The 25,922-nt window shown below is 26.8% G+C and carries 23 protein-coding genes, 9 tRNA genes and 1 pseudogene; 3 read left to right on the top strand and 30 right to left on the bottom strand.

Features of this window, described 5'->3' with window-relative positions:
• Window position 1: 1 nt before the first annotated feature.
• From A6P36_RS04445 to A6P36_RS04435, 3 genes are all read right to left on the bottom strand, one after another.
• A complete protein-coding gene (locus tag A6P36_RS04445; protein WP_066761381.1) occupies window positions 2-1,021 on the bottom strand; it encodes a rod shape-determining protein in 1,020 nt (339 codons plus the stop codon).
• Between the two features lie 233 nt (window positions 1,022-1,254).
• Window positions 1,255-1,974, bottom strand: a complete 720-nt coding sequence (locus A6P36_RS04440) for a hypothetical protein (protein WP_066761379.1) — start codon at window positions 1,972-1,974, stop codon at window positions 1,255-1,257.
• A 96-nt stretch (window positions 1,975-2,070) separates the two neighbouring features.
• On the bottom strand, window positions 2,071-2,748 hold the full coding sequence (locus A6P36_RS04435; protein WP_066761377.1) for a C40 family peptidase: 678 nt from the start codon (window positions 2,746-2,748) through the stop codon (window positions 2,071-2,073).
• Window positions 2,749-3,166: 418 nt separating this feature from the next.
• Here A6P36_RS04435 and A6P36_RS04430 point away from each other — a divergent pair, with 418 nt between their 5' ends.
• Window positions 3,167-3,955 carry a ZIP family metal transporter gene (locus A6P36_RS04430; protein WP_066761375.1) on the top strand — a complete coding sequence of 263 codons (789 nt, stop codon included), beginning with the start codon at window positions 3,167-3,169 and terminating at the stop codon, window positions 3,953-3,955.
• Between the two features lie 23 nt (window positions 3,956-3,978).
• Here A6P36_RS04430 and yaaA read toward each other — a convergent pair whose 3' ends face one another.
• The gene (yaaA, locus tag A6P36_RS04425; RefSeq protein WP_066761373.1) at window positions 3,979-4,719 is read right to left on the bottom strand and encodes a peroxide stress protein YaaA; all 741 of its coding nucleotides are present in this window, start codon (window positions 4,717-4,719) and stop codon (window positions 3,979-3,981) included.
• 43 nt (window positions 4,720-4,762) lie between these two features.
• On the opposite strand from yaaA, the gene A6P36_RS04420 reads away from it, so the two are divergent.
• Window positions 4,763-5,305, top strand: a complete 543-nt coding sequence (locus tag A6P36_RS04420) for a GNAT family N-acetyltransferase (RefSeq protein WP_066761372.1) — start codon at window positions 4,763-4,765, stop codon at window positions 5,303-5,305.
• A gap of 17 nt (window positions 5,306-5,322) precedes the next feature.
• On the opposite strand, the gene A6P36_RS04415 is transcribed toward A6P36_RS04420, so the two are convergent.
• The 5 genes from A6P36_RS04415 to A6P36_RS04395 form a co-directional block, all read right to left on the bottom strand.
• On the bottom strand, window positions 5,323-5,847 hold the full coding sequence (locus A6P36_RS04415; protein ID WP_066761371.1) for a hypothetical protein: 525 nt from the start codon (window positions 5,845-5,847) through the stop codon (window positions 5,323-5,325).
• A 63-nt stretch (window positions 5,848-5,910) separates the two neighbouring features.
• Window positions 5,911-6,225: a hypothetical protein gene (locus A6P36_RS08380; RefSeq protein ID WP_066761368.1), complete on the bottom strand. Its 315-nt coding sequence runs from the start codon at window positions 6,223-6,225 to the stop codon at window positions 5,911-5,913.
• 428 nt (window positions 6,226-6,653) lie between these two features.
• Entirely contained in the window at window positions 6,654-6,809 is a 156-nt protein-coding gene (locus A6P36_RS08375; RefSeq protein WP_242861655.1) for a hypothetical protein, read from the bottom strand.
• Between the two features lie 144 nt (window positions 6,810-6,953).
• A complete protein-coding gene (locus A6P36_RS04400; protein ID WP_082917616.1) occupies window positions 6,954-7,997 on the bottom strand; it encodes a YeiH family protein in 1,044 nt (347 codons plus the stop codon).
• Between the two features lie 51 nt (window positions 7,998-8,048).
• Window positions 8,049-9,095, bottom strand: a complete 1,047-nt coding sequence (locus tag A6P36_RS04395) for a zinc ribbon domain-containing protein (RefSeq protein ID WP_066761365.1) — start codon at window positions 9,093-9,095, stop codon at window positions 8,049-8,051.
• 292 nt (window positions 9,096-9,387) lie between these two features.
• Here A6P36_RS04395 and A6P36_RS04390 point away from each other — a divergent pair, with 292 nt between their 5' ends.
• A complete protein-coding gene (locus A6P36_RS04390; RefSeq protein ID WP_066761363.1) occupies window positions 9,388-10,326 on the top strand; it encodes a N(4)-(beta-N-acetylglucosaminyl)-L-asparaginase in 939 nt (312 codons plus the stop codon).
• Between the two features lie 56 nt (window positions 10,327-10,382).
• Here the strand turns inward: A6P36_RS04390 and treR are convergent.
• The 21 genes and pseudogenes from treR to A6P36_RS04285 form a co-directional block, all read right to left on the bottom strand.
• Window positions 10,383-10,979: pseudogene (gene treR, locus A6P36_RS04385) on the bottom strand (trehalose operon repressor); the annotation flags it as partial.
• A 185-nt stretch (window positions 10,980-11,164) separates the two neighbouring features.
• On the bottom strand, window positions 11,165-12,499 hold the full coding sequence (gene nox, locus A6P36_RS04380) for a H2O-forming NADH oxidase (RefSeq protein ID WP_066761360.1): 1,335 nt from the start codon (window positions 12,497-12,499) through the stop codon (window positions 11,165-11,167).
• Between the two features lie 152 nt (window positions 12,500-12,651).
• A complete protein-coding gene (locus A6P36_RS04375; RefSeq protein ID WP_066761359.1) occupies window positions 12,652-13,278 on the bottom strand; it encodes a hypothetical protein in 627 nt (208 codons plus the stop codon).
• Between the two features lie 115 nt (window positions 13,279-13,393).
• The gene (locus A6P36_RS04370; RefSeq protein WP_066761358.1) at window positions 13,394-15,637 is read right to left on the bottom strand and encodes a peptidoglycan-binding domain-containing protein; all 2,244 of its coding nucleotides are present in this window, start codon (window positions 15,635-15,637) and stop codon (window positions 13,394-13,396) included.
• 108 nt (window positions 15,638-15,745) lie between these two features.
• Complete coding sequence (locus A6P36_RS04365; RefSeq protein WP_066761356.1) at window positions 15,746-18,073, bottom strand: ABC transporter permease; 2,328 nt, start codon at window positions 18,071-18,073, stop codon at window positions 15,746-15,748.
• Window positions 18,074-18,778, bottom strand: coding sequence for an ABC transporter ATP-binding protein (locus A6P36_RS04360; RefSeq protein WP_066761355.1), 705 nt, complete (start codon window positions 18,776-18,778; stop codon window positions 18,074-18,076).
• Window positions 18,779-18,798: 20 nt separating this feature from the next.
• Entirely contained in the window at window positions 18,799-20,025 is a 1,227-nt protein-coding gene (locus A6P36_RS04355; RefSeq protein ID WP_066761354.1) for a polysaccharide deacetylase family protein, read from the bottom strand.
• Window positions 20,026-20,166: 141 nt separating this feature from the next.
• Window positions 20,167-20,787: a cyclase family protein gene (locus A6P36_RS04350; RefSeq protein WP_066761352.1), complete on the bottom strand. Its 621-nt coding sequence runs from the start codon at window positions 20,785-20,787 to the stop codon at window positions 20,167-20,169.
• 2 nt (window positions 20,788-20,789) lie between these two features.
• Entirely contained in the window at window positions 20,790-22,268 is a 1,479-nt protein-coding gene (gene zwf / locus A6P36_RS04345) for a glucose-6-phosphate dehydrogenase (protein ID WP_066761350.1), read from the bottom strand.
• 25 nt (window positions 22,269-22,293) lie between these two features.
• Complete coding sequence (gnd, locus tag A6P36_RS04340) at window positions 22,294-23,193, bottom strand: phosphogluconate dehydrogenase (NAD(+)-dependent, decarboxylating) (RefSeq protein ID WP_066761349.1); 900 nt, start codon at window positions 23,191-23,193, stop codon at window positions 22,294-22,296.
• 129 nt (window positions 23,194-23,322) lie between these two features.
• Window positions 23,323-23,399 (bottom strand) — tRNA-Arg (locus A6P36_RS04335).
• A gap of 3 nt (window positions 23,400-23,402) precedes the next feature.
• A tRNA-Gly gene (locus A6P36_RS04330) sits at window positions 23,403-23,476 on the bottom strand.
• A gap of 5 nt (window positions 23,477-23,481) precedes the next feature.
• Window positions 23,482-23,557 (bottom strand) — tRNA-Gly (locus tag A6P36_RS04325).
• A 16-nt stretch (window positions 23,558-23,573) separates the two neighbouring features.
• Window positions 23,574-23,658 (bottom strand) — tRNA-Leu (locus A6P36_RS04320).
• Window positions 23,659-23,661: 3 nt separating this feature from the next.
• Window positions 23,662-23,737, bottom strand: a tRNA-Lys gene (locus A6P36_RS04315).
• Between the two features lie 4 nt (window positions 23,738-23,741).
• Window positions 23,742-23,817 (bottom strand) — tRNA-Gln (locus A6P36_RS04310).
• A 10-nt stretch (window positions 23,818-23,827) separates the two neighbouring features.
• Window positions 23,828-23,903: transfer RNA gene (locus A6P36_RS04305), tRNA-His, on the bottom strand.
• An 18-nt stretch (window positions 23,904-23,921) separates the two neighbouring features.
• Window positions 23,922-23,995 (bottom strand) — tRNA-Gly (locus A6P36_RS04300).
• A 3-nt stretch (window positions 23,996-23,998) separates the two neighbouring features.
• A tRNA-Pro gene (locus A6P36_RS04295) sits at window positions 23,999-24,074 on the bottom strand.
• 115 nt (window positions 24,075-24,189) lie between these two features.
• Window positions 24,190-24,798, bottom strand: a complete 609-nt coding sequence (gene rdgB / locus A6P36_RS04290; RefSeq protein ID WP_066761348.1) for an RdgB/HAM1 family non-canonical purine NTP pyrophosphatase — start codon at window positions 24,796-24,798, stop codon at window positions 24,190-24,192.
• Window positions 24,799-24,813: 15 nt separating this feature from the next.
• Complete coding sequence (locus tag A6P36_RS04285) at window positions 24,814-25,800, bottom strand: AIR synthase-related protein (protein WP_066761347.1); 987 nt, start codon at window positions 25,798-25,800, stop codon at window positions 24,814-24,816.
• Between the last annotated feature and the right edge of the window lie 122 nt (window positions 25,801-25,922).

Raw genomic sequence — 25,922 nt, 5'->3', positions numbered from 1 at the left:
ACTAATATCCTCTTTGATTTTTAGCTATCCTATCAAAATTTTCAAGTGCCTTTCCAGCTCCTAAAGCAACACAATCTAAAGGTTGCTCTGCTATATGAACAGGCATGTGAGTTTCATAATTTATCAAAGCATCTAAATTTCTTAACAAAGCTCCACCACCAGCAAGCATTATACCCTTTTCCATAATATCCGCCGCTAACTCTGGAGGAGTTTTCTCAAGAGTTGTTTTAATAGAATCTATTATAGCAGACACCGGCTCTTTAAGAGCATCTCTTATCTGATCTTCAGTTACCTTAATAGTTTTAGGTAATCCAGTTACTAAATCTCTTCCCTTTATATCTATAACTCTTTCTACCTCATCTAATTGAAAAGCCGAACCTATCTCCATTTTAACTTGTTCTGCAGTTCTTTCTCCAATCATAAGATTGAATTCTTTTTTTATGTAACTAGTTATAGACTGATCTAATTCATTTCCAGCTATTCTCAAAGATTTACTTGTTACAATACCTCCAAGAGATATAACTGCCACTTCAGTAGTTCCACCTCCAATGTCAACTATCATACTTCCAGTAGCATCATCAACAGGCAAACCAGCCCCTATGGCTGCAGCCATAGGCTCTTCCATCAGAACAACCTCTCTAGCACCAGCTTGCTTAGTAGCTTCTTCAATAGCTCTTTTTTCAACACCTGTAACTCCTGATGGAAAACATACTATAATTCTCGGACTAGCCAAAATACTTTTAGATGTAACTTTCTCAATGAATCTCTTTAACATTGTTTGTGTAACTTCAAAATCTGCTATAACTCCATCTTTAAGTGGCCTTATTGCAACAATATTTCCTGGTGTCCTTCCAATCATCTGCTTAGCTTCTCTACCTACAGCTAAAGCTCTTTTTGTAATGTCATTTATCGCAACAACTGATGGTTCTCTTAAAACTATACCTTTTCCTTTTACATATACAAGTGTGTTTGCAGTTCCAAGATCTATTCCCATATCCTTACTTATACCAAACAACCCCATAATCTATCTCCTCTCAAATAACTTAATTATTTTCTTCACACTCATTTACAATATTTTTGCATCGCTCATTTTAAGATTGTTACATTTTTATACTTTATTATTCAATTAATATACACTTTTATAAATTTTAAAATATTTTTTATATGTACTGGCATTAATTTACATTAAATACAAAATTTCTATATTATTCTATCATTTAAGACTAATTTAAACAAGCATTATTGAATACGAATTTAAATCTTGTAATCTTTAAAACTAAAATATATAAAATCAACTATACTCTCTAAATCTTCCTTAACAATTTTATCATCAAGTTCTAAAATCAACTCTTTAAGATCTTTGAATTGTTTATACGAACCTACCTTACCATAATTTGCTTCTACTTCTATAACATCTTGTTTAAAATCTTCTATATCAAATTCATCTGTCAAATATTCAAAATTATCCAAAACAAAATTAGTAAATAAATCTATAATTTCCAATATTTCAGAATTGTATTTTACATCAGTAGGAATTCTGTACACTTGCTTTACAAATTGAATATTATTCTTTTTAAACATTTCAACCATATCTAAAAATGTATCCTTAGTAGATACTCCTAAAACTATTCTTTCATATTTTCCATCGTTAACAATACTAGCTAAAGTTTTATCTTCTATACTATCTTTAAATTCTTCGGCATTCTCTAAATCTGTGAAAACTCCACCTTGAAATAATACCAAATTATCTTCTAACAATTCATTTTGATAATTTTTCTCTTTCTCTTCCAAAACACTCTCTTTATCACCAACATTTTGTTGTAAATTTTCTGAAATGCCACCTTTATATATAACCATAGCTAAACCATTAGCAATAACGAAAGATAATCCTAAAACTAAAACCATAGATAAAATTGAAATAAATATGCCTTTACTTCTCATATTTTTTTTATACTTATCTCTTCTACAATTCATATTATCCCCCCAAAATAAACTATAATAAAAATATATGTATTTTTTTTCTAAATATAATAATAAAAAAGGCAATGTTTTAAAACATTGCCTTCAATCTTAATATGGTCTCGTTGACCAAGCATATCTTGGACCATAATAACCATCATTTATATTAGAAATTGTAACACCTGTGCTTGAATTTGCCGCATGAACAAACTGTCCATTACCTATATAAACTCCAACATGAGACAAAGATGAATACGTATTTGAAAATACCAAGTCACCAGGTTGTAACTCACTTTTACTTATTCTCTTTCCTACATAAGCCTGAGCTTGACTAGTTCTTGGAAGATTAATTCCAAATTTTTTATAAACATAAACTACAAATCCCGAACAATCAAAAGAGTTAGGTCCTGTTGAACCATAAACATATGGTTTTCCAACTAAACTTTTAGCAAAATTTGCAATATTACTGCCCATGCTCTCATTACTACTTTTTTCTACTTTTTGCTCTGTACCTTCTTTAACCTCTGTGCTTCTATTTTTTTGAGGAACATCTTGTTTCGGTGGATCATCAACATCAATATTTGGTCTTATTCCTAAATCGTCATCGTTTGAAACAGAAATATTAGTATCTCCACCTGCTATTTTATCGTAAATAGTTTCAAAAATTCCCTCTTCATCATCCTGATTAACTTGTTCATTAACAGGTAGTGGGTCAGCCTTTGGAACAACACAAAATAAAGTAGAACTTAAAACAATTCCTCCCAAAAGCTTCTTTAATCTACTGTTCATGAAAACCTCCTAAAATTCAAAACCAAACTAAATACTAATCAAACAATCACATCACTATAAACATGATAAAAATGATATTTTAATTTAGATATTATTAATAGCATTTACCATTAGTAGGCTACAATATAATATAACATTACTTAATTAAAAATCAAGATTACTAATTACACATTTATCAAGCATATATACTTTTTTTTAACGAAATTCTATAATTTTATATAATAAATTTAAATATTTTAAATTTAAATACTCTATTTTTTAATACATATCCAAAATTGCATTAATCTAAATTCCTAAAATCAAAAATAAAAAATATATTTTTCTATAATCACAATATTAAATCTATTTAATATTATTAAAATAAATTCGTATTTTTATTTAATTTATCTTAGAAGTCTTCAGGAGTTTTTCTTAAATAATGTATACTTTCTCATCATTGAAACTAACATTAATAAGTACAACAATAGCAATGATATCAACTATACTAGGTGCTTCTTGTGTATTGTTTATCAAAAATAATTTAAGTATAAAATATTATAAAATATTTTTAGGTTTCACTGCAGGTATGATGATTTCATCTTCTATTTGGTCATTACTCATACCAGCTACAGAATTATCAGATAATAAACTAACTAATTTGTTTTCCATAACTTTAGGTTTCATTTTAGGAGCTTTATCATTCAAATTAACAGATAAATTTATATCATGTATAATTTTAAAAAATAATCTACCTATATCCATGTCTCTAAAGAAAAAATCTCTTATAATTTTATCCTCTGCACTGCGCAATATGATTGAAGGAATTTCAATAGGTATAGCTTTCTCTTTAAGTAGTTCTCAAAATCTAACCGGAAGTCTAGCTGGCGCAATCACCTTATCAATCGCTATGGTACTACAAAATTTCCCAGAAGGTTTTTCTCTTTCCATACCATTAAAAAATGAAAGAATTTCAACACTAAAATCATTTGTTATAGGATCCATTCCTGGATTACTAGAACCATTAGGAGGTATACTAGGAATTATTTTAGCAAATAAAATTGTTTCCCTTCTACCTTTTATACTTTCGTTTGCTGCCGGAACTATAATAATTGTTGTTATTGATGAATTAATACCAGAATGTAATTCAAATAAATCTAAAAATCATGGAACCATTGGTTTTATATTAGGCTTTATACTATTATTAATGTTAGAAATCATATTAAATTAAAAAAGTACTCTTAATGAGTACTTTTATTTTACAAAAACATATTCACTATCATTGGATAATTCTTCTCTAAAAACATATCCGTTTTCATTAAAATTCTTTAATAACTCTACATTATTTATTTTATTTTTTACGATAAAATTTATCATTCTTCCTCTTGTATCTTTAGCATCTGTTGCAAAAGTTTTCAAAACTCCATTTTTATTAATTTTAAAACTGCATGTTATAAACTTATCCTCATTTGTTAAATATGGAATTATCGCTTTGCTATATTCACCAGAACAAAGATTTACAATTTCTCTATCTTCTGAAATTAAGCATTTATATATTGAATTCCCAAAATAATCATACAAATTATTACTATCTTCAATATCAATCTTAGTTTTAAGCTCAAGTCTATATTCGTAGATACTATCATAAGGTTTTAAAATCCCATAAAGACCACTTAAAATCCTAACATGTTTTTTACAAAACTCAATTTCATCTAAATCAAATATTGATGCGTTAATATTTTTATAAACTGTTCCAGTATAAGAAAGTATGGCTGGACTTCCATTATTATCAAATTTTATTTTTTTATATCTCAATTTATTAATTGTAGCTAATTTTTCATTAATATTCATTATAGATTTCATATCTTGAATATTAAGTTCATTTATTCTAGAAACAATTTTCTTAGCCATGTCAACTTGAAAAGGTATCGTTAAATTTGTATAATTATCACTACATTCTTCCATTGTAAGTGACGGTGATATTATTGCTATCATCTTAAAAAACCTCCATTTTAAATTTTTTTAGGAGACATACCTCATGATACATTTAGAAACAAATAGATTAATTTTAAGAAATTGGAAAAACGAAGATCTCCACACATTCATAAAAATGAATTCTGATAAAGAAATAATGAAATTTTTCCCAAATATACTAACCAAAGACGAAACAATAAATTTTTATAATAAAATCAATGATGAATTAAATACATATGGATACGGTTTATATGCATGTGAACTGAAATCAAATAAAAATTTTATCGGATTCATTGGATTTCATAATACAACTTTACCTGGTATAATCAACGATAACTTTATTGAAATAGGATGGAGAATTAACAAAATTTATTGGAATAATGGCTTTGCTAGTGAAGGAGCTTTAGCGTGTATTAAACACGGTTTCACAAATTTAAATTTTCAGCAAATTTATAGTTTTACATCTAAATTAAATATACCATCCCAAAAAGTTATGAAAAAAATCAAAATGAATTATTTAAAAGATTTTAACCATCCAAGAGTTTCTAAAAATTCAAAATTATATCCTCACGTGCTCTATTATATAAAAAATGATAAAGGTACTTAAAAAATTAAGTACCTTTATCATATTAAATCATTTATTTTGTGTAAATAATTTTTTTCAAACTCTATACTTTCTCTTTTCAACTCTTGAGCACTTATCAAAACATTTATAAACTCTTCAATAGATTCATCACTATAATTAGAATTTTGCAAATATTCTTTTTGCTTATCAATCAAATCTTTAACTTTTTCTCTCGTTGAAATTTTCATATCGTTTATTTCATTCTTATAAGATCTAATTTCTTTCCATGTATCTTGAGAAAGATTTGATTTATTTTCTTTAAGTTTCTCTTTTATCTCTTTGTTTAATTCACGATTTGCTTTAATAAGATTCTTATTCTCTTCTCTATTTGCGTCAAATATTTTAAATTTATCAAAAAATTTGCTTCTAAGTTTATCTAAACCAATATTATTTAAAAAACTATTTTCAGTCTCATAACAAGCATACTCATACGACTCTTTATCTCTAAGTGCCGAAACTCTATAACTAGCTATAAAAATAATAAACATAAAACTCAAAATTAATGCAATGATATTTTTTACCATATAATAAGCCTCCTGGAAAATAATCTTTTTAAAATTATTTCCTTTCTCGACATAAATATGCAATTATTGCAAAAATTTTTTATAATAAATAATTGTTCCTATGGCTGTGGAAAATACACTATCATTTGGAATATTAAACTTAACATTATATAAAATCTCAAGTTTCTTAAAAACTTGAGTTATAACAGAAAATGTAGTTAAACTTCCTGTTAATACAATATCTTTAATATTATCATTTTTTATATAAAACACTGCAAGTAATCCTATAGTTTGATAAATCATATTTATTATTACAAATACTAAATCATTTTTTGTTGCATCAAATTTAATACTTCCAAAATTTGATGCTGTTGTATCTGAGGGTAAAAATGGAATCAACTCATTACAAATATCTTCAATAGCTAAATCAACTTTTGAAAGAGATCCTTTTTTATATACTTATCAATTAAATCTAAATTCGTAATATTAAGTAACTTTTCTGAAAATCAAATTAATGTACCTCTACCAACTCCACTTCCTCTTATATGTACTATAAAATTTTCTGTTGCCTTAACATATACAGTTCCAGTTCCCATACTAACAACGATAGCTCAACTTTTACCTAATGAATATAAACCACCATAACCAATGGCATAAAATTCATCAACTTTAATTACACACAAATTTATTTTTAGAAACCTTATAAATTGCACTAATAAGAAAATAAGTTAACAATCCTATCAATATTCTAGGAACAAAACAAATAATTAAGCTCCAAAAATTCCCACTTATCTCTCCCAAAGAATAAAACGACGTAAATAAAAATGCTATAGGTGATGATGGCATGAATGTCCAAACCAAAAACTTAAAACACCATAAACAATTCCCATTATTAATCCACCTTTTAAACCTAAAACAACAGCTCCAATTATCATTGGAATATGTGCAATAACCATAACTGAAACTCTTTTCCTATTTGACATAAAAGTTTTTCTCTCCTCAAATATTTCTCAAAAATACAAATAAATGATAACAATTTTTATATTTAAAATAAAGTTATATAATTTTTAAATTTCTACAAATAAAATAAGGATGCAGAAAACTGCATCCTTATTTTATTGTTGCCCTTAAACTTGACCTATCATAAGTTGAACAACATATGCAACAACAACCACCAAAGCTGATATTATAAATCCGTGTAACATGGGTTTGAAACCACTTTTCATAACTTTTTTAAAATCAGTTAAAAGTCCAATTGCTCCAAGTGCCATAACCATCAAAAATTTACTCACAGTAGAAATAACATTAGACATATTTCCAATCATTTCTGATGTAATAAACCTTCCAACAAGAAAAGCATCACACAAACTTCTTACAAGAACCATCAATAAGAAAAATATTATAAACCATGGAAAAATAGACTTAATTGAAACTTTTATCTTTTCATTAGAACTAATATTCATTCTTATTTTTTCTCTTTGATGAATATATCCAAAAATTAAAACTACCGGTATTATTGAAAGAGTTCTTGTTAATTTTACAATAGTAGAAAATTTTCCTGCTAAATCAGAAAACGCATATCCTGCTGCAACAACTGAAGATGTATCATTTATAGCAGTTCCAGCCCAAAGACCAAAACCTAAATCACTCATTCCTAATTTTTTTCCCATAATCGGAAATAAAATAACCATAAGAATATCAAATATAAATGTCGCTGAAATTGCATAAGCTACAAATTTATCTTCAGCCTCAATAGTAGGAGCAATTGCCGCAATAGCACTTCCACCACAAATACCTGTACCAGCAGAAATTAATCCTGAAAGCTTCCAATCCATTTTAAATAATTTTCCTAATAAATACCCTCCACCAAATGCAGCTACCAATGTAAAAACCATAACAATTAAAGAGTATTTTCCAACATAAAACACTTGAGAAAAACTAAGAGTAAATCCCATTAAAATTATTGAAAATTTAAGTATCTTTTTCGCTACAAATTTCAATCCATATTCTATATCAGAACTTTTAATTATAAATTTATGAAAAAACATACCCAATATCATAGCAAAAACTCCAGCCGATATTAAGTGCATTGGAATTAAATCGCTTATGAAATTTGATACTAAGGCTAAAATTACGGTAATAAAAATTCCAACAAATTTCAAATATATCACCCTTTTAAAAATGAACTTGAGTGATAATTATATCACACAAACTCTGTCTTGTTAATAAATTATCTTTTCACTTTTTTCTCCATTAAAAATCAAATCAACTATTTTATATATACTACCATCTTTCTTCAAAATAATTTTGAAATTCTCTCTAATTTTTCCACCTTTTTCACTTCTATGATCAACATAAGATACAACTGTAATAAGATTATTTTGAACAGTTATATTCCATAAATACTGCTGATTAATTATACTAGGAAACTTTGAAATGGTAGGCTCATCATGTATCAAATTTATAATCATTTTACTAATCTTGCTTATATTTAACATATCTTCATAGGAAACTAAAAATTCTTCTATAGATTTTATAACTTGTCCATCTTCAAAAACTTTTTCACCAAATGAATTCATAATATATAAAAGTTTATCATTATCTCCATAAGTTGCTGTAAATTGATGTGCATTATAAACAAATTTACACAAATCTTTTCCATTTAAATCTCTAACTAAAGATGTAAATAAAATTTTATCTCTATCCATTTTCAAACTATCAGTTGCATTATATAATTGTAAAAACATATCCCCACTCATAGATACTTTTTCATTAACATTACCAGGTGGAGTTAAATATTCTTGTGTATTTCCCACAACTTTATTATTTTGAAAATTATATTCCATTTCATTAATAGGTTTAAACTCACCATCAAATAAATTTTCTTGTTCTTGTTTATCTGCAACGTTATTCCCATTATTATAAACATCACCATAATCGTTTTTATCAAGTTGACTTTCTATAACAACATTCTCTTTTTGAACATTTTCTCCATCTATCTGATTTCCTACTAACAAACCTAAAAATATAGCTATTAATAAAAAAATCAAACTTAAAACTAAAGTCCTTCTGTTTTTTTTAAATTTTCTTACTTCAGTACTTAAAAATCCATTATTAAAATTATCTATCGATTCTTTATTATCATTTAATAACATTTCATTTCTTTTTTCCTGTATAAGCTCACTTAAAGATTGAATCTTACTCCCGCAAAATGTACAAAAATTATCATTATCTTTAACTACTGTTTTACATACATTACATGACTTCACAAAATTCACCCCAATCAACATAAAATTTAAGTCCGAACATCTTTCTTATATTTTCGTAAATATTTATTGCAATTTTAATAACAAATTTTCATAAAAAAAATCTCCAACCAAAATATGGTTAGAGATTTTAAATTTGTATAGTAAGTTATAGTAAAAATTAAGGATATCTAATTAATTTCATTTTTTAAGATTTTTATACATTTATACAAAAATTTTTTTATTTTTTTATTATTGACTTTAAGTTTGTATGTTTATATATTAAATTAGGAAATATTTAAATTGAGGTATATTTATGAAATATTCAATGATTGGTACTTGGAAAATGGCATTTGATGGAATTATTATTGGTGAAAATATTTTAAAAAATGACGGAAATGTAAAAACTGCTATTGAGGAATCTATATCTCATATTGAAGATAATCCATCATTTAATTCTGTTGGTTTTGGGAGTCTTCCAAATATAGAAGGTGAACTTGAATTAGACGCTGCCTTCATGGATGGAAATGATTTATCATTTGGAGCTATATGTTCCGTAAAAAATATTAAAAATCCAATAAAAGTTGCTCATCTTTTAAGCGAGCGTAAGCGTAATTGTTATTTAAGTTCTCACGGTGCAGAAAAATTTGCTAGACTTAACAAGTTTGAATTTAAAAATATGTTAAATGATATTGCCATAGACAGATGGAATAAAGAAATAAAAAATAATTTTGATCCAGATAATCTAGAGGCATACGATGGACATGATACTGTTTGTATGATTGGTCTTGATTCTAATAAAAATATGGCTGTCGGAGTATCTACTTCTGGTTTATTCATGAAACAATCAGGAAGAGTTGGAGATTCTCCAGTTATAGGTTCAGGATTTTATTGCGATTCACTTATAGGTGGTGCTGCTGCAACTGGAGTAGGAGAAGACATAATGAAAGGATGTTTATCAATTTCAATAGTAAATCGCATGAAAATGGGAGAAGATGTACAAACTGCTTGTGAAAATTCTATAAAGGATCACATCGAACGTTTTAAAAATACAAATTATACACCTGGAACTATGTCAGTAATAGCATTAGATAAAAATGGTAATTTTGGTGCAGCAACAAATCGTGAAGAGTTTCCATTTGTTGTAGCAAGTGAAAATCTTAAAACAAAAATATTAGTTTGCAAAAATAGCAATCTAAAAATGGAAATATTTGAACCAGATGAAGAATGGTTAAAAAATTACGATTATGATTAAAAAAAATTTGCCCTAATAAATAAAATCTACTAGGGCAAATTTTTAACAAATATATTTTAAATTATCTTCTTTGCAAAATATATAAAATTAAATTTATCTGGTATATGTCTAAATTCTGTGTAATGAAAAAGTGTTGTATCATCTAAATACGTATAACTTTTAACAACAACCACCATTTGATAATCTTTCATATCCAAATATTTAATATCATCTTCACTGGCCATTTGTGTAGTTATTTCTTTCTTTGCATACGCAATCTTAAGATTCAATTCATTTTCAATATATTCATATATAGAATTTTCACAAATTTCTTCTGTTATAGACTCAACGCTACTATGACATAAATAATCTTTATCCAAAATTATATTTTCATTATCTATTTCCCGTACTCTTATTATTCTCCAAACTTTATCATTTTCACTAAGTGAAAGTTCTTTTTTAATTTTATCATTTGGAAAAACTAAACCTAAACTTTTGACTTTTGTAACATATTTTTTCCCTAAATTACTAAAAATTTCTTTAAAAGTATAGATTCTTGTTACAAAAAAATCATATCTCTGTATATCTAAAACAATTGATCCTTTACCTTTAATCTTTTGTATATATCCTTCCTTTTCTAATATAGACAATAATTTTCTAATTGTATCTCTTGAAACATTATATTTATTTCATTATCAATTATATTAACACCATCATAGTTACCAAATATTTACTCATTTCTAACTCCTCAAAATGAAATTTTTAATATAAAAAATCCTAACATGTACGTACATTTATTGTCAATAATTTTGAAAAAACAAAAAAATGAGTTATCTTTTAAGATAACTCATTTTTAAATTTACTTAGCTGAAAGAGCAGCCATAGTTATATAGTTATATGGTTGGTTAAAGTGTGGTAAGAAAAATAAATCAAGAAGCTTTAACTTGTCAATTGTAACCTTCTCTTGAATAGCTAGTGAGAACATATGTATTCCCATAGATATATCTTGTCTTGATGCCATTTGAGCTCCTAAAATTCTTCTTGTAGCCTTATCAAATACTATTCTCAACTTAACTTGTTCATTATTATGTTTCATAAATGCTGGTTTTTGTGTATCTTCAAATTCTGTATAATCTGCATCAAAACCTAATTGTTTAGCAGTATTTAAAGTTAATCCTGTAGAAACCATATTTAATCCACAAATAGAAATACCATTTGAACCTTGAACCCCAATTGATTCAATTTCAGTTCCACAAGCATTATGAGCTGCAACAATACCACTTCTAACAGCATTAGTAGCAAGCGCTATATAATTTGTTTCCTGTCTTGAATTATCATAAACAGTCGCACAGTCACCAATCGCATAAACATCTTTAACACTAGTTTCACCTTTTAAATTAACTTTGTAAGCCCCATTAGCTATTTTATCAATTTTATCTTTTCCAAGTGATGTATTTGGAACAAATCCTATTGCTAAAACAACCATATCAGCATCAATTTCACCTTTATCAGTTACAACCTTCTCAACTTTTCCATTTCCTCTAAGCTCAACAACTTTTTCTCCAAATCTAGTATTAATATTATGATCTCTTAAATTTTTCTCCATCATTTCTGTAAATGGTCTGTCATAATATCTTTCCAAACAAGTTGAAGCCAAATCTAAAAGAGTAACATTTTTTCCATGTTTTTCAAATGCTTCTGCAAGCTCAACTCCAATGTATCCTGCTCCAATAACAGTTACATTTTTAATGTTAGGATTATTTAATCTTTCAATTGTTTGAGCCGCATCTTGATATAATTTTACAAACTGTACGTTCTCTAAATCTTTTCCTGGAATATTAGGAGAAATTGGAAGAGATCCTGTAGCTAATATTAATTTATCATAACTTTCTTTAAACTCTTTTCCATCTTTATATTTACCTAATATAACTTTATTTTCAAAATCTATATCACTAATCTCTGACTCCATGTGAACAGTAGCACCTTTAGCTTCCATTTTTTCTTTGGATGAATAGAATAAACCTTCTGGTCCATCAATTACATTTCCAATCCATAAAGCCATTCCACAACCTAGAAAACTTATATTTGAATTTCTATCAAAAACAACAACTTCATTATTACTATAATTATCTAAAACTGTATTAATAGCAGCTGTTCCTGCATGATTAGCTCCAACAAAAACAATTTTACTCAAAACTCCATCCTCCTAAATAATCAAAATAACTCAACTATAATATACCACATTTACAATATTTAAAAATACAAATTTTTAAATTTTTTATATTTTATATTGTTACAAAATTTAAATATTTATATTTATAAATCTTTTATTATTTTTTATAAATTTCACTCAATAGATATATTTTCTTTCACAGAATCAATAAATTTAATAGAATTTGCTGTTAATATCTCTGTTAATTCTCTATTCATTACAAGTTTCCAATCTTTATCTTTAATAACTTCAATCTCTAAATTTTTCTCTTGTTTTTCAAGTTTGTTAATGTGTTCTATCAAAAGATTTGTTATATATTCAACACTATACAAATTATCCAAATTTTCAAAATCCAAAGATTTTGTCAAAAAATCATTTAAAGCACCTTCATATGCTTTTAATAACTCAAAATATTTAAAATTAACATTTACTTTTACAGATTCTCCCTCTTCATTAACTTCTCCAATTTCATATGTAAAATCAAAAATTTTATCTATAATTGCCTTATTAAGTTTACCAAGTTCATTATCAGAATTTTGTGAATTTATAACTGTTTCCATATAACCTTTAAAAATTGACGATTCTTCATTATCCATTAAATAAACATAACTTTCTGTAAATTTTTGATTTTTAAAATTAGTCAAAAACTTTTCTATAACTTTAGTGTGATTGTTAAATCCACAAGAAACAAATACGAATAACACGCTTATTACAACCAAAAAAAATGCTATATTTTTTTTCAATATACACATTCTTTGCAATTAAAACACCTTCTTACTATTAAATAATAATTAAATTATATACCATTTTTAAATTTTTATAAAAAAAGATTTTCTAAACATTAAATAATAATGCAAGAAAATCTTTAAAATTTAACTATTTACTATAAATTTTTTCATATTCCATAACAAGCTTATTCCAAGTACACTTATCAATTTTGTTACTTTCATCACAATTAAATTTTCTTTGAAATTCTTTAATATGCATAAGTGTATTTTGTCCAAATTTTCCATCTTCTAACAACTCAATTTTACTTGAAAAATAATTCTCACCGCTTTTCTTAATAGCGTTTATATACTTCTGAACAAGGGTAATATAACCACATGTACAACCAAATTCTAAATCAAAATTTGGATATTCCATAGAATATTCGGATTTAAAATCCTTCTTGTTAAGTTCAATTTCTGTTCGTGTAACATTACTTTTTTGCTCAACTTTACACATACTATCATCAAGTTTTAATTCCTCTAAAGCTTTGTTTAATACAATTAATTTTTTTAAACTTTCTTCTCCAAATATACCATCAACTGGTAAACCAAATTTCTTCTGAAATTTAATAACAACATCTTGAGTTTTAGGTCCAAACATTCCATCCTCTGTAATTTTTCCTAAAAATCCATAATATTTTGATAAATTATTTAATTCAACTTGTAACTGTTTTACGTTTTCTCCAACATCTCCCATTTTTATAGGTACTAAAATCTCTTTTTCACTTAAAATTAATCTACTTTGATTTTGTACATTTTCACTTTTAACTTTTTGATCATTTGCATTATAATTAACTTTCAACTGTTTATTAATAAAATCCTGAAGAGCATTTATATTTCTTTCGACATATTCAATTCTTTCAAGAGTATTTTTACCAACAATACCATCAACAACTAAACCAAATATTTTTTGAAATTCTTCAACAGCTTCCTTAGTTTTTTCTCCAAAATAACCATCTTCTTTTAATTTATCAAAAAATTTATAATGACCAAGTATATAATTTAAAGATTTTTGAAGATTTTTTACATCTTCACCCTTATTACCTAATTTTAAAGGAAGTGAATTATAATTTATCTCTTCAACATCATTACTATTACCATTTCCAAATACTTTCTTTGTTAAAGCATACATTAAAGAAATTTTATTCCAAGTTTTAGGTCCTACTATACCATCTTTATCTAAATTAAAAATTCTCTGAAAATCTCTAACAGCTTTTTCAGTGTAATCTCCAAAGATACCATCTTCCTCAGGAATTTTTGTAATACCTGTATATTTTTTACCAATACTATTTAATGCCTTTTGTATAAATTTAACATCCTCACCAGTAGAACCTTTTGACAATTCCTTTTGAGGATATTTTTTTATAATCCCTTGAATATTTGGAACATTAACAATTTCAATATTATTTCCATAGTATTTTTTCAAAATTTCTAAAGCATCAAGTCCATCTTCTGCTAAATCTAAACTTCCCCATCTTGACAATACTCTATCTTGATTTGTCAAATTATAACATCTAGAAAGAAAAGGTTGATTAAACCCTTTAATTTTTATACACATATCAAAAATTTCATCAACAATATCACAAACGTTTCTAAATAAATTTCTTCCTCTAACGTACATTTGATCATTTTTTTTACTACTTGTAATCTCAAATCCATAGCCTTTGCTTTTATACCAATCTGTATAAATTCTACTTAAAGCAAAAGAAACTATGGCATAAACATTTGCTCTTATTGCTTCTTCTTTCCATGTAGGATATACACATGAACAAGAAACATTTTTTATATAATCAATAAATGGAACTGTAATTATTTCACCATTTTCATTTAATTCACCAATATGAATAGTTATAAATTCAGGTATACATACCTTATCCATTTTCACAATTGGCTTTATGCCCTTATCATCTTCATTTAAAATATCTTTTGATTTATTTTCATCATTTTGAAATATACAAGGAGATTCATTTTTCAAGTGAATATGTTCTTTTTTAGATTTGCCTTTTTTATCTTTACTAACTCTAAAATTATTTTCTCTATTATCAAGTTTAACTTCTTGAATTGATGTTACGTTTGAATAAACCTGAATACCATCAATAGAAATTATTTTATCGTTTTCAAATCTAACTTCCGCATCAACTTTTGTGTATGGAGTCTCTCTATTTGATTTATCAAAGGTTAAATTAGAATCTTTTGTATATATTTCAACTTCATTAGTTTTTCCATCCTCATTCACATGTAATAATAGATTAACTTCACGACCATCTATGTTAATTATTTTCACTTGTGCATCACACACAGGCGTAGCTCCATTATCTTTTTTCAATTCAAAAACTAAATAACCTTTTTGCAAATAAATTCACCTTAATTTATTAATAATACATATTGTATTTTATTTTTTTAGAATATGTTAAACTTTTTTAAAACAAAAAGGTTTGAGATAATCTCTCAAACCTAAATTTTATTCCACACCTTTAAGTGCTTCTATCATGTTAATTTTTAAAACTTTTCGTTTCAAAAATAAATTTGTTACCATTGAAAAAATTAATATCATTATAAACGAAATAATAATACTTTCTGCTGAAATAAATTGAGGTAAATTCGCTCCTCTTTCAGAAATAAGTGATTGCATATAATCAAACAAAACAATACCGCAAGGAATTCCCAAGATTCCTCCAAAAATAGTTAAAACTATATTTTCAATAAAAATAAGTTTATTTATTTCATTATCATAATAACCCAAAACTAGTAAAGTTGAAATCTCACGAACTCTTTCAAAAATATTTATAGATGTTATGTTATAAATTACAGAAATAGATAAAATTGCAGATCCAATAATTATAATCATAATAACCGAATTTATCATACTTATAATATTTTTAGCAAACTCTCGTATATCTCCAACTAAAGTTATTCCATCAATATTTTCATTCTCTTTTAACTCAGTTATTAAATCATCTATTGAAACTCCCTCTTTAACTTTTACAAAAGCCGAATTAAAGGAAATATCCATTCCATTATTTTTTAAAATATTCTCTGAAACATATATCATTTGAGTGGAATACATATTTCCAATATCTGTTATAAAAACATCAATATTTTTTATTTCATCTCCAATATCAAATTCTAAAGTTATTTTATCTCCAATTTTAAGCTCATAATCTTCAACAAATTTATGAGGAATCACAACACTATTATCATTGAATTTTATAATTTCATCATTTGTATTTTCAATAGAAATTAAATTATTATCACTTTTAACAACAACAACAGGAATATCAATTTTATCATTATTGTTTTCATAAAATTTCCCTAAAATAGTAGTGCTTAAATTAACTATGTTTATATTCTCACTGTAATTTTTTATTTCTTCCTCATTTACATAATTAACAGTTCTTATTTCAAAATCATATTTTCTTGTTCTAGTTTCATAATCTAAAAGTTCTTCAACAGATGCCTTTAAAGAAAATCCTGTAATTAAAAATGCTATACTTCCAATTACACCTATTGAACTTAAAATTAACCTCATCTTATTGTAAAAAATATTTCTCAGTATAATTTTATAGGTAAATGACATCTTATTCCAAATGAAAAACTTATCAATAAAAATATGACTTGACTTTTTAGGTGGTTTCGGTTTTAAAGTGTTGGCTGGAACTTCTCTTAAAGTTTTATAACAAGAAATTATAGTTGCAGTGATAGAAAATAAAATTGAAATAATTATTCCATAAATTATAAACTCAGGATAAAGCTTTAAAGGAGTTATTGGAAAAACATATTGTGCAGAGAAAGTACCTGAAATACTTTCAGGTATGGTATAAATTCCGATTATTCCTCCTAAAATCGCACCTATAAAACCTCCTATAAACGAATACATAACATAATTAAAATAAATTCTAAAATTTGAAAATCCTAATGCTCCCATAATTCCAATTTGAGTTCTTTGATTTTCAACTGTTTTAGACATTGAAATAAATGTTATAATACCTGCAACTAAGAAAAATATTATTGGAAATATTACAACAACTTTTTCAATTTGACTAAGTGCGCCTTCAAAAGATTTGAAACTAATGTGATCTTCTCTATCAATCATTCTAACAAACGAATTTATATCTTCAAACAAATTCAATCCATCTAAACTATTTTTAGATTTAATAATCACATCTGTATAAACAAAAGGTGAATTTATTTCATCAAACTTATTTTTCAAAGTTTCTTCTTTTATGTATCCAATACCAAATCCATCAAAATCTACATTTCCAGAAAATGTATCTTTAACCTTATAAACGTACTCAGGTGAATCCATAATACCAGAAATTCTTAATTCAAAATCAAAAGAATTATATTTAAAATTGATTGTATCTCCGATTTTTAAATTATTAAGTTCCATATATGTTTTGTCTAAAATTATTTCATTAAGTTCTGGAAATTTTCCTTCATACAAATAAGGCTTATTAACATTTTCAGTAAGGGTATGTATTCTTAAGTCAGTATCCTTATTGTTAATATTAAATACAACATCAAATGAATGTCTTAACTCCAATTGTTCTATATTTTCATTATCTCTATATTTTAAAATTTCTTCTTCACTAACACCTTTAAAATAAGCTATATAATCCATAAAATTTTGTTGTTCATAATAATTATTTATTAAATTATCAACTGAATTTACTGAGTTTAAAAGTCCTGAAAAAAAAGCCGACCCAATTCCAATAACAAATATTATAGAAATAAATCCACCAATGGATGTTTTAATATCTCTTAATAATTTCAATAACAACGTCTTCATTTACCACTCAATCTCCTCAACTGGGATTTTATTTGTATTAATTTCAATATTATCAATAGTACCATTTTTAACATGTATAACTTTATCAGCCATAGGTGCTATAAGCGAATTGTGAGTAATCAAGGCAACAGTTTTATTAAAGTTTTGATTTATCTCATACAAAAGTTTTAAAACTTTCTTTCCAGTTTCATAATCTAATGCTCCAGTAGGTTCATCACATAATAAAAGTAATGGATTTTTTGCTATTGCACGAGCTATTGCAACTCTCTGCTGTTCTCCCCCTGATAACTGTGTCGGAAAATTATTTATACGTTCAGATAAACCAACTTTCTCAAGCATTTCTTTTGCATTTAAAAAATCCTTACATACACTTGTTGCAAACTCTACATTTTCTAAAGCAGTTAAATTAGGAATTAAATTATAAAATTGAAAAACAAATCCTATCTCTTCCCTTCTGTATTTAGTTAACTGTTTTTTATTAAATTTAGTAATGCAGTTTCCATTAACTAAAACTTCTCCACAAGATGCTGAATCCATTCCACCTAAAATATTTAAAATTGTGGTCTTCCCTGCTCCACTAGCTCCAAGAATTACTACAAATTCTCCTTCATCAATAGAAAAATTAACATTCTCCAAAGCATTAATACAAACTTCCCCAACTTTATACTTCTTACCAACATTTTTAAATTCTACAATTTTACTCATAAACGCATCCCTTTAATAAATTAAATTTTTTTCTTAATTTTTCTAGTATCTTTATTTATTACATCTTCAAATATTTTATAAAAATTTTTCTTATTAGATTTTATTGTTTCGTAACAAATTAAGTCTCTATGAATATTCACATGATCTTTTAATGTAAATGAATCTCTATTTATTCCCTTATCTGAAGAACAAAAAATATTAAACCCATTTGAATTTAAATATTTAAATCTTTCATCACCTTCATTTATAGAATTATCATAAGGATAAACAAATATATTGGTTGTTCCAACAATATTTGAAACATATTTAAACCAGTTCTCTATGTCATTTTTTATATAATCCATCGTAACATTTTTAAAATTTATATGGTCATAAGTATGACATGCAAATTTCCAGCCATCTTCTTTTAATTTATCCGCTACCTTCTTAGCATCAAAAATATCTTTTGAAAGTCTTCTTAATGTTTCAACGTTTTTTTCATTTCTTCTAGCATATTTCCCCGTATTGTATCCAAAAACACCTTCAGAACCCGTCAAAGATATTACTCCCTTAGCATTATTTAAAGAAAAATCCTCATGTTCCTCAATAAATTTATTTAAAATTGGTATTATTTCCTTATCATCACTTAAAACTTCTTTCCCATCTTCTACATTTAAACTTTTTATTTTAAAATCACTTTCATCTAATACTAATTTTGAAGATGTAGAGTTTAACATGTACCTATTATAACTTAAATCATCAACAAAAAGTATAAATGGTTTCTTACCCTTTGGTATCTTTAAATCCTGCCTTTGAATTTTAAATTTTCCCTCTTTGTATACTTCCTTATAAACATCAAAAATATCTACAAGCATATAGTCATTTTCATAAAGCTTTTCCAAACATTTTTTAAATTCATCAGTAGTTATAAATAAGTTATACAATTTTCTATTATTGTTTTTTCTAATATCAAACCCATTTTGACTATCTAAAATAAGAGGATGAAAAAATATGTACTCAATTTCACCTGTATAAATTACCATATCATCATTAGATGAAATTTTATCTATATCAATAAAATTAAATTTATTATTTTTAGAATTTACATACTGAGATTTTTGACTAAAATCTTGTTTATCTTTAATGATCATTTTTATAGTTTCTCTTCCTACAGTTATTTCATCTCCAAAACTAAAAATACTCAACACTAAAAACAAGACTATATAAAACCAATTAAAACTAAATAAACATTTTAATTTATCAAACATAATCTTATAACTCCAAATTTTTATAAATTATAAAATCTGCTTATTTTTATTATGTTCAATAAAACTTTTTTAAATTTAATTTATTAATGTGTAATTTTTGCCAACAAAAAAAGGATATAAAATTTATATCCTTTTAAAACATTACTTTTCTATAAGAATTGCCCTTGAAGGTGCTCCCTCTGCACCTTTAATTTTTAAAGGAAGTGCAACTAAAAAATATTTCCCTTCGTTTATATCTTTTAAATTTAATCCCTCAAGAACAGCAATATTATTTTTCAAAAAAGCTTCATGTGTTTCATGATTAGGTTGATCTCTTTCAACACTTAATGCATCTATTCCAACACCTTTAATTTTTTTGCTAGCTAAAAACTCTGCAACTTCTGTTGAAATAAATACAAATTTAAAATCAAATTCCTTAGCAAATGAATTTCTAGTTTTAAAAATTATAAAATCATCTTCCTCAATACTAAAGCCTTGTATATGACTCATTTCTATTTTCTCTTCAACATGAGCCAAATCAAAAACCTTACAATCAGTTACACATTTATATAAATCCTGATTATCTATAGTATCTCCACCTTCAACCATGTGCAGCGGTGCATCCATATGAGTTCCAACATGCATATCTAAAAGAGCTCTACTTTCATAACTTGTTCCTTTAGAATAATCACTTACAACTGTAATTACAGGCTTTTTATCAATTTTATTTTTATAAACAATCATATCTGGATGAATTAAAGTTGAAATATCATGTATTTTCATTTTTAAAAATCCCACCATTTCATATTTTTTCTATCTAAAAGCCCATCCATTTCCTTAGGACCATCTGTTAAAGAGGTATATGTATACAATGGAATATCTTTATTTTTCCATATATCCAATATCTTCTCTACAAACTTCCAAGAAAACTCTGTTTCATCCCATCGTGTAAATAATGTTGAATCTCCTCTTATTGCATCATACATTAATTTTTCATAAGCTTCAGCTGAAACTATAGAATGACAATTTTGACAAAAATCCATTTGAATAGGAATAATTTCATTTTCATTCCCTTGTTTTTTCACATTTAAATTTAAAAATATTCTTTCATCTGGGTGAATTCTTATAACAAGTAAATTAGGTTGAATATTATTTTCTCCATTATATAAAACAAATGGAGCATTTTTAAACTCAATTATAACCTCAGTTATTTTCTTTCTTAATCTTTTACCTGTTCTTATATAAAAAGGAACTCCTGTCCATCTATAGTTATTTATAAAACACTTAAGTGCTACAAATGTCTCAACATTAGAATCTTTCGAAACATTTTCTTCATCCCTATAAGCCTTTAAAGTCCCCTCTTTATCTTCTAAATATTGAGCTCTAACAATATTATTTAAAACAAATTCCTCATCAACTTTGGGAATCGCTCTTAATACCTTAACTTTTTCATCTCTAATGCTTTCAGTATCTAACGATGTTGGAGGTTCCATAGCAATAAGAGTCAATAACTGAAGCATATGATTTTGTAACATATCTTTAAGAGCACCTGATTTTTCATAATACTGACCTCTTGATAATACCCCTAAAGATTCATTACTTGTTATTTGAATATTATCAATGTATCTATGATTCCAAATAGATTCAAGTATAGGGTTTGCAAATCTAATGGCCATTATATTTTGAATCATTTCTTTACCAAGATAATGATCAATTCTATAAATATCTTTCTCCGTAAAAATCTCAGTTATTTTTTTATTAAGTTCTCTTGCAGATTTTAAATTTTCACCAAAAGGTTTCTCAATTATTATTCTTTTAATTCCTTTATCCTTACGAACTAAACCATTTTTATTAAGTTTGTCAGCTATAACTGAAAAATACTCAGGAGAAACAGCCATGTAGTACATTATATTTTCAGAACAACCGTATTTATTACATAAGTTATTAATTAAATCTTTAAGAGAAGCATACGTATCATCTTTAACAAAATCTAATTTTAAATACTCGAATATAAGGGAAAATTCTTTCCATTTTTCTTCATCAAAAGTATTTTTAGAAAATTCTTTTATAGAATTTTTAACATTTCCACTATAATCTTCTTGGGAAAATTCTCTACGTCCAATACAAACTATAGAAAAATTTTTCGGAAGAAGATCTTGAATGTATAAATTATAAACTGCTGGCATTAACTTTCTATAAGTTAAATCTCCAGTAGCACCAAATATTACAAAAATATTTGGTTCAACAATTTTCAATTCTTTCATATTACCTCCAAACTTATTTCAAAATTTATTTATTCTCTTTTACTGCGTGTCCTCCAAATTCATTTCTAAGCGCTGCAACAACTTTTCCTGTAAAAGTGTCTTCTTGCTCACTTCTATATCTCATCATTAAAGATTCAGTTATTACCGTTGCTGGAACTTTTAATTCTAAAGCTTCTTGGACTGTCCAAAGTCCTTCACCTGAAGAATACATAACGCCTTTTATCTTATCTAAATTAGAATCTTTCTTAAAAGCATTCTCTGCAAGTTCCATAAGCCAACTACGTACAACAGAACCATTATTCCAAACTCTAGCAATCTTCTCAAAATCAAAATCAAATCTACTTTTCTCTAATATTTCAAATCCTTCTCCAATTGCTGCCATCATTCCATATTCAATACCATTATGAACCATTTTTACAAAATGCCCTGATCCATTTTTTCCACAGTGTAAATATCCATTTTCAACACTTATATCTCTTACTAACTCTTCTATGTATGCAAATACTGAATCTTCAGCACCAATCATAGTGCAAGCTCCATTTCTAGCTCCATCTATACCACCACTTGTTCCAATATCAACAAAATCTATACCTTGTAATTTTAATTCTTCATATCTTCTTAAAGTATCTTTATAATTAGAGTTTCCTCCATCAATTATAATGTCTCCTTTATTTAATAAAGGCACAAGTGTTTTAATCATTGTATCAATAATCTCACCAGCTGGAAGCATAAGCCAAATAACTTTTCTTGATTCCAATTTATTTACTAAATCTTCAATAGAAAAGACTCCTTCTAATCCTTCTTTTATAGCTTGCTCAACTTTATCTTTAGATCTATTAAAGCAAATAACTTTATGTCCATTATCCTTCATATTCAGCGCTAAATTAAATCCCATTCTCCCTAATCCGATTAAACCAATAGTCATTTAACCCTCTCCTTCTCACAATCAAATATTATTATATTATCAATAACTATTATTATATAATTTCTTATATCATTTAGCAAGTAAACAAAAAAAGAAACGATACTTCGTATCGTTTCTAAATAACAAATATGGCGTGTCTTAAGAGATTCGAACTCCTGACCTACGGCTTAGAAGGCCGTTGCTCTATCCAGCTGAGCTAAAGACACATATGGAGCGGGTAGTGGGAATCGAACCCACCTTGCCAGCTTGGAAGGCTGGAGTATTACCGATATACGATACCCGCATAGTTGGAGCGGAAGACGAGGCTCGAACTCGCGACATCCACCTTGGCAAGGTGGCACTCTACCAACTGAGTTACTCCCGCACATTTTATCATTGTATGGTGCAGGTGAAGGGAGTCGAACCCCCACGCCCTAAGGCGCTAGATCCTAAGTCTAGTGCGTCTGCCAATTCCGCCACACCTGCATTTGGTGATTCGTCGGGGACTCGAACCCCGGACACCATGATTAAAAGTCATGTGCTCTACCACCTGAGCTAACGAACCATATTGGCAGGGATAGCAGGACTCGAACCTACGCATGACGGAGTCAAAGTCCGTTGCCTTACCAACTTGGCTATATCCCTATAATTGATATGGGGTGAATGATGGGACTCGAACCCACGACAACCAGAACCACAATCTGGCGCTCTACCAACTGAACTACATTCACCACAAGACATCTAAAATTTGGAGCGGGTAGTGGGAATCGAACCCACCTTGCCAGCTTGGAAGGCTGGAGTATTACCGATATACGATACCCGCAAGTGGTCGGGGTGACAGGGCTCGAACCTGCGACCTCATGCTCCCAAAGCACGCGCGCTCCCATCTGCGCCACACCCCGATTTACCACAAACAACAACTACAAATTAAATGCCGTTGCCCTCAACGTATTTAATAATATAACACTTTAATTATCTTGTCAATATTTTTTTTAATTTTATAATAAAATTTATTATTTACATGTTAGTCTTAAAATATTCTCTTAATTTCATTAAAGCTTTATATCTATGTGAAATCAAGTTTTTTTCATCTTTTGAAAGTTCCGCAAAAGTTTTTTGTATTTCTTCTATATAAAATATAGAATCATATCCAAAACCATTTTCTCCTCTTTTTTCTTCCAATATTTTACCGTAAATATCTCCATGAAATTGATTTTTCTTTCCATTATCATCAATCAAAGTTAAAACTGTTAAAAATTTTGCTCCCCTTTTAGAATAATTTACTCCATCTAAAAGTTTCAAAACTTTTTCACTATTTTTTTCATCACTAGAATTTTCTCCTGAAAATCTTGCACTCAAAACTCCAGGTTCTCCATTTAAATAATCTACCATAAGTCCACTATCATCACTAAGTACTAAAAAATTTTTATCTCCTCTTTTAGATATATATTTATAAATTTCATTTGCCTTTTTAAACGAATTTTCTTCAATTGTACTTCCATCTTCAATTATATCTATAAAAATTCCTTCATCTTTAAGAGAAACAATTTCATAATTTAAATCTCTACATATATCTTTTATCTCATTAACTTTGTTTTGATTATTACTTGCAATAATTAATTTCATATTTGATTTTTCCTCCTAATCAAAAAATGAATCCGATATATTTAATGGAATTTCTTTATCAAAATCTTCATTTATTATATACTTTCCACCTTCTATAACTTCTCCAATTAAAAAACACTCCATATTTTCATTTGAAAAAGCTGTTTTAATAAGATTTTCATATTTTGGTTCACAAGTAAATAATAAATTTCCAGATGAAATCAAATGATATATATCTTTCTTTAAATAATCACAAATCTTTTTTGTAACACTATGTATAATTACATTGTGTTTAAAAATTCTAAATCCATTTTTGGAAGACATACTCATTTCAAAAAGTGCTCCAATTAATCCACCTTCTGTTATATCGTGCATCGAAGATATTTTTAAACTTCTTAGAATTTCACACTCTTTTCTTATAGAAATTTTATCTCTAAATTTTTCAATTTCTTCTATTTCATTACTTGTTAAAATTTTTTCAAGTTCGCATCTAAATTCATCAAAAAGTACAACTGTTCCTTCTATTCCAAGAGTTTTGGTTAAAAATATTAAATCTCCTTTGTTAGATGAGCTTGTCTTTACAACATACTTTTTCTTACTAGTTCCAATTATAGTAACAGAAACAACAATATCATTTACCACATCTGTTACCTCAGTGTGTCCACCTAAAATTTGGAGATTATGAAAAATACATTCTTTATGAATTTCTTCCATTAAATTTTTAAAATCATCAATAGTTTTATTAGGCGGGATAAATACATTTAAAATTATTCCATATCCTAATCCACCACTTGCGTATATATCGTTAGTATTTATAATAACAGACAATTTCCCAATATTTTTTGATGTAAAAGTTATAGGATCAGAAGAAATTAACATAATATCGTCATCAAAAGACTTCAAATCTATTAAACAAGAATCTTCCCCAATACTTGAGCTTAACAAAGTTTGTTTTTTTTGCACCCCTGTATATGTTTTAATTACTTCATTCAAATTATTCAAATCAATTTTTCCTTTTTTCACCAAAACTCACCTCAAAACAATTATAACACACCATATTCTAAATTTCTTAAAAATAAAACACTTAAAAAATACGAAATTTTATTAAAATTATTTGCATTTTAGAAATAGTTTGTTTACAATTA

Origin of the sequence: Candidatus Arthromitus sp. SFB-turkey (genome assembly GCF_001655775.1) — a bacterium.
GTDB lineage: Bacteria > Bacillota > Clostridia > Clostridiales > Clostridiaceae > Dwaynesavagella > Dwaynesavagella gallinarum.
Note: the sequence above shows the minus strand (reverse complement) of the source record. Positions and strands in the feature narration are given on the sequence as shown.